The organism is Vibrio sp. 1557 (genome assembly GCF_033340175.1).
Classification (GTDB): domain Bacteria; phylum Pseudomonadota; class Gammaproteobacteria; order Enterobacterales; family Vibrionaceae; genus Vibrio; species Vibrio alginolyticus.
Genome location: NZ_JAWOVZ010000014.1, coordinates 111,189 through 117,188, shown reverse-complemented (window position 1 = coordinate 117,188; position 6,000 = coordinate 111,189). Strand labels below are relative to the sequence as shown.

Sequence of the window (6,000 nt, the reverse complement as noted above, 5' to 3'; positions counted from 1 at the left end):
CTGAAACTCAGTATGTTGTTTAAGAACTGAACAACATGGGGCTACCATGTCTTCTCATCGAATTAAGCAACAAAGCCACTTCATAGTTTTGCTTTCCAGTATTGTTTTTATTTTTAGGATGGTTAGAACTTGAGGTTCTTTATCTTCTTAGATGCAAGGTATAACGAAATGGCATCACTAATAATATTATGTTGGTCGATGTCATTATATACAGAGATACTTCTGAATTTTAAAAGATAAGCACTGTTAAGTGTTCGAGTTCCTTCAATCAATTCTTTTAATAAACTTTCTGAATCTTCATAGATTAGACGTTTTCTAGGCATTGTTTAGCCTCCATTATTGATAATAGATATTAATGCTTAATATGATAAGCTAAGAGGTTTTAGTTTAATCGGGGGAGTGTTATGTAATATGTTTTATTACAATTCGAGAGTAAAAACAATCACCAAAATAATAGGAGGATTATTAACTAGTGATTGTTTGAAGTAACATAAGTATTGATTCGGCAAGAACATTAACTTATACAACCATTATAACATTACCTTATTTAAAATACAACATATAATGTAATAAAAATATTTACTTTACTATTTTATTGTGATAGGTGTTATGTATTTTAATCAGCATCTTTAATTATATTTACAACCTCATTAAGACCTATCTTTGTTGAGTAACAATAATCCCATATCGTAGGTTCGGTGTTACTCTTACCAAACACCTTTAAACTATGGTTACGTACAATTTTATTAACTTTACTCAATGTTTCTAAGTGGTTTGGTTTTATTGCAGCTCCTTTTCTAAACGTTGTTAGCATCTCATTGAATCTTACATGAAGAGGTTTGTGCTTCGGTTTGTTTCCTATCTTCAACTCTCTATCAATATACCTACTAATCACGTTTTTAAGGTAGAAGTTCCGTTGTTCTTCTTGTTTGTATAAGTAAGATGTTAAAGCGACATCTATCTTTAGTGGCTGCATAAATTGTTCTGATTTTATATAAAAAATGAGGCGCATCTTGGACTTTGCAAGAGAACTACCAAATGGTAACAAGATTGGTTTTTGTATGATGTCTACACCAAGCTCACTAGCTGCACAATCAAGGTTTTGCTTAAACTCATGCAATGCGGATTCAACAAGTTCTAAAAACTTCGATCTCTGTTCTGGTTCAAAATTGTTGAGAGCGCGAGTGTATTTATCTTGAAGATTTTCCATATTCACCTCTTATTTATTTAATAATGAATAGTTGAAACGTTTACGGCTCTTTCTGATCGCTTTAATTCGGTATTTCTTCACGTTATGATTTCCTTATTGTTATATCTGCCCTATATACGTGCGAGAACGCGCCTACAAGCGATTAAGCACGTATAGAGGGCGATGTATTAGTTTTATTTAGATGGGTGTTAAGGTGGTGCAGAGAGAGTATTAAGGAGAGTTTTAGCCTTCTTACAGTTCTTCAAGGAAAAACTTATACAATTCTTGCTCTAGTTCTTCAGTGATTTCTTCACAATCTTGGTAGTAATCAATGGTGAACATTTTGTTAATAATATTTGGGTGCATAACAAGAAGTCCTAGAAACTCTTCATTTGATAAAATGTCATATGTGTATGTATTACCATTCTTTTCACAAGGGTATTTGTAATCGTGAAGGTCAATCCATTCACCATCAAAATACTCAACAAGTTCTAGTGTGTCTTCATTAGTGATTGGTAAGCTAGCGATTTGTAAAGGTACGGTTGAAGTTTTAAATACTTTTTCCGCTACAGCTTCAGATTGTGTGATGAATAATGTATTAAGATCTTGTTCTGGTTTTAAAATGTGAAATTCAGTGTTCATAAAATTTTCCTCTTGTGTTGTTTTTGGTACATTTTCAAAGCTCACTAGAGTGCCTACGTTGTGCTCAAAGCATGTATCAGATTTATTTCAGTGTAGTCTATGGTAGCTAGGTAAGTTTTGGTGTTAGCGTTGCGCTAAAAGGGGATAGGTAGATTATCTCTGTTTGTTAGCATTAATGGAGTTAAATCACGTTTTGACCGTTGCCATTTAACCGCTAACTCTGTCCAATCAAACAGATTTTGAACCGCACCGTTTACAAATAATCGGCGTTCTTGCTCTGTAGTTGTTTCCATCCATAGATCATAATCTTCACGCTCTTCGAGTTCTTCCTCATGTGCTCGACTCAAATCATCACGGTAGGCTATATCCGGTATAGTTTCGAATTCCGGTTGTAATTGCTCCGTAGGTTTGAACACATATCGGTCTACAGTTTCAAAAACCTTCGCTTGATACGTAATCCCTTGATCGTGTAAGGACACTTTGATTTTGCACAAGTCTGTTTTGGTTAAAACTTTCTTCCAAGCTTTTTCCATTACTTCGATCAGTTCTTCTCTGTATTGAGCCTCAACACAAAATGAATCATGGTAAGGTAAGCAAATCACACCTTTCTTTGTGAAGTGGTCGATCACACGGATAGCAATTTCTGAATCAATGGTTTGTAACTTGACACCAAGATCACTACAAAATAAGTGTGCAATAGGAGAGTGCATACGCTTGATCTCATCCATCAGACCAAGAATGTTAAGATTATGAATACTGTTATATTCGGTTTTTTTCAGCTTGTTGTAGTTTGCTTGGATAGCTGCTCTTGCATCACCATCATTTTTAGCGTTGAACATCATGTTTACTGACATTTTGGTAAGCTGACGAAGTTGGTCAGCGTCATAACCATCATTGATAAAATCAGTAAACTGAAGGGCGTACATGTCTAGTTCTGGGTTGTAGTATTCACCAGATTTTATATAGGCCGCCGAAATATGGATTCCTGAATAATCCGCCTCTACCGTGTCATTGTATTTGATACGTAATGTCTGACGACCTAAGTTTAGCTCTTTGTGCTTGTTAAGCTTACCGCTTGGTTCACACTGGAATGACCCACCATAAATACGCATTCCCATATCTCGATCCCAAGAGTTGATATCTTCTTCAATATCAATCAAACCAACGGCTTGAAATTGAGGTTGCCAAGCAAACCCATTCATTGTGATCGGTTGTTCCATACACAACTTGTTTAGATTGGTGATAGCACGTTTATAAATCTTAGAATTGGTAAAGCTGATCTCATCATTTACGGCGACAACGGTCTTAACATCTATCTTATTTTGTTTGCGTAGACGTAGTTCAAACCAGTTGTGTTGAGGTTTCACCGCTTTGAGATAAACACCATCGAACAGTTTTAAAAACTTCTCAGTGAATACCAGTACACTTGAATGGCTTCTATCATGGTCTTTCTGATACTTTGCCCCTTTAATCTTTACCATGTATCCATTGGTCACTAGTCGATTTACAAACTCAATCGTATGTTCGTAACTGATCACGTTAGTATCCATTCGGTTTTGAATACTGTTCAGTGTGTTGTAATAGTTTTTATTGAACGGGAACTTGATTGCTGTGTATCCATTCTTAATAGCTAACGCACCAATGTAAGTAATTATCTGCGCTTGCAGATCATAAAGAGGTAGAGGGTTTTTATTCTTATCTCTTCGAACTGTAGAAAATTCAGGGGAGAGAGATTGAATCAGTTGGTTATAAACGGGTTGTGTTGCTTTGTTGGTGTACGGTTGCAAGTTCGCTTGATAGCTGTTGGCTCGAATAAAGCTTTGGTCTTTAAACTTAAAGTAGGGTATTGGTAAATCAGGATCGTACTTAGTGACAATCTCCTGAAATTGGCTGTGTATCATTATTATTGTGCTCCATGAGATCGGATAAGATAGTTTTGTAATGGTTCTCGACAAATCGCTTAATGCTCGTATTGTTCTGCTCCGCTAACTGGAGTAAGAAAGCAAACTGGTCTGCATTAAAGTCGTGCTTTATATACATTTGATGTTTCCTTTGTTTTGTCGTTGGAATGTAGGTTCTATCTGGGTTGTGACTGAAAAAGCCCCCAGAAATTTTATAAACAAAATCCGTCACTCAATACATAAGCCATGTGTTGGCAGTGGTTGAAATGCTTGGTGAACTGTTGTTTATAGGTATCAGGCAGAAACTTATTAATCTGCTTAGGGTTGCCACCTGTGAGCATCAATTGCTCTAGGAACATGTCTTTGTTTTTGTGGGCTGAGTAAGACTCAACAATCCGTTGAATATCGGTTTTAGTACATTGCATTATTCCCCCTCTCCAATATTATTATTAAATTCTTCAATCAACCTAAACATATACACAGCCAACCCATAATGAATAGCCTCACTGAATTTACCTTCTTTATTTCGAACAGCCTTTCGTTGACTCACATTAGCTGGTGTTGTCTCTCCATTCATTAAGCGTCGTAGTTGCAATTGTGTGATGAGTGGGAGCGTGTTTAACTTAATTTCATCTGGTAGTTTGTATGTCATATTAAAAATCCTTATATTGCAGATACGAGAAAACCACCAACGTGTGGTTCTGAACAAGTTCAGCACGTAGTGTATAAATTAGATTGTGAGGTGGTAAGGTGATCGGGGACGATCTGGATGTTAGAGTAGTAAACTGAATTACTATTCTTATATAATAACACTAAATGAGAATGATTGTCAACAACTGTTTGTGACTAATGTCGCTTTTTAAGTTATTCAAGTTGACTTTTGTCTCCATCTATACTTACCAATCTACCATCTAAAAATAGTTTGTCAAGCGAGGGTGGGTAAGCTATTGATTTCAAAGTAATCGTTAAGAGTAAGACGGTTCACCTTATTCTGCAAATACTCATGCACTTTCAATGTCATTTCTTCAATCGACATCTCACCAGATTCAACTTTCTCTTCACCAGCAATATACATCCCATCTTGGCGGATCTTAGGTAACACTTCCTCACATACCCAATCTTGGAATCTCTCTGCAGCAGGCAGTGTTGATTTCATGACAAGACGGTATATATCAAACTCATCAATCCACACCTTCTTTACAACCACTTCTCCGTGAGAGTAACCTTCCTTAATTAGTGCTTGATAAGGTGTGATTTGCTTACCTAAGTTACTGATTTCGTTGGATTCAATCTGAGAGATTGATACTGATTTTTGTAAATCTAGCATTGAAAGTTTAACTTGGTTCTTGCAATTCTTAACAGCCATTTGTGTACTACTGTAACCAAGAATGGTAGCAATTGTTTCAGCCTTCATGAAAGGAACAACCTTACCTTTATGATTCTCCCACATGATAGTTTCAACTTTCATACCATCGTAATCAAAAATCTGCATTTCTTTGTTCATGTAATATTTCTCCTATTTAATTTCAATAATTTCACAATTGTTTGTTAGAGATGACACGAATGAATCTATAGTTAAGACTTATATATATTATTACTTAACTTAACTTAACTTAACTTAACTAAGACACTTATATAGAGTCTAGTCATAGTCTCATATGTATTGATATACCTAGCTTTGAGTCTCAGAAGTCCCCCGTTTTTTTTGTGAGGTTATGATTTCGTACTATTACTTACAGCTAATTGATTATTAACTCTAATGTTATTATTAATCTCTCTCTCTCTCATTCAATACTAATACTTCCAATTACTAACTCACTTATATAGAGTCTAACTGTTAATCTATAACTATTGATATATCTACCTTCTTGAGAAATAAGCCCCCACGTTTTTTTTTGAAGCGTTTACTTTACCTACTAATTGCTATACTCAATATCGTTAACTCTGTTCAACGCTGAGACATCACCATGAAACGATTATTACTAGCTGCTATGTGCTTACTTACGGCTACAGGACAAGCAGAAACCATCTGTAAAACCGATGCGATAGGAATAACACGTTGTAAGGACTCCAATGGGGTAGAGACAAGGTACAGGACGGACGCACAAGGCACTGTTAGATCATCGGACGGAACAACGTATAAGGTTGACGCTCATGGAGCTATACGAGGTTCAGACGGCTCAATATATAAGACTGATTCAAACGGAATCATTAGGGATAACAAGGGTAATACGTGGCGAGAAGATGCTCACGGAAACTTGAGGGGTA

The 6,000-nt window shown here is 36.0% G+C and carries 7 protein-coding genes; all 7 read right to left on the bottom strand.

The features are described 5' to 3' along the window. Positions 1 to 616: 616 nt before the first annotated feature. Positions 617 to 1,210 carry a hypothetical protein gene (locus R7070_RS16640; RefSeq protein ID WP_064376820.1) on the bottom strand — a complete coding sequence of 198 codons (594 nt, stop codon included), beginning with the start codon at positions 1,208 to 1,210 and terminating at the stop codon, positions 617 to 619. A gap of 231 nt (positions 1,211 to 1,441) precedes the next feature. Next, positions 1,442 to 1,831 carry a hypothetical protein gene (locus R7070_RS16635; protein ID WP_046876100.1) on the bottom strand — a complete coding sequence of 130 codons (390 nt, stop codon included), beginning with the start codon at positions 1,829 to 1,831 and terminating at the stop codon, positions 1,442 to 1,444. A 134-nt stretch (positions 1,832 to 1,965) separates the two neighbouring features. Beyond that, entirely contained in the window at positions 1,966 to 3,732 is a 1,767-nt protein-coding gene (locus R7070_RS16630; protein ID WP_318141258.1) for a hypothetical protein, read from the bottom strand. Continuing rightward, positions 3,698 to 3,871 (bottom strand): hypothetical protein, encoded by a 174-nt coding sequence (locus R7070_RS16625; protein ID WP_161939210.1) that lies wholly within the window; start codon positions 3,869 to 3,871, stop codon positions 3,698 to 3,700. The genes R7070_RS16630 and R7070_RS16625 overlap by 35 nt, the downstream gene beginning before the upstream one ends. Positions 3,872 to 3,944: 73 nt before the next feature. Further along, positions 3,945 to 4,157: a hypothetical protein gene (locus R7070_RS16620; protein WP_064376822.1), complete on the bottom strand. Its 213-nt coding sequence runs from the start codon at positions 4,155 to 4,157 to the stop codon at positions 3,945 to 3,947. Continuing rightward, a complete protein-coding gene (locus R7070_RS16615; RefSeq protein WP_064376823.1) occupies positions 4,157 to 4,384 on the bottom strand; it encodes a hypothetical protein in 228 nt (75 codons plus the stop codon). Before R7070_RS16615 ends, R7070_RS16620 begins: the two co-directional genes overlap by 1 nt. A 273-nt stretch (positions 4,385 to 4,657) precedes the next feature. Then, the gene (locus R7070_RS16610; protein WP_318141257.1) at positions 4,658 to 5,236 is read right to left on the bottom strand and encodes a Bro-N domain-containing protein; all 579 of its coding nucleotides are present in this window, start codon (positions 5,234 to 5,236) and stop codon (positions 4,658 to 4,660) included. Positions 5,237 to 6,000: the final 764 nt, after the last annotated feature.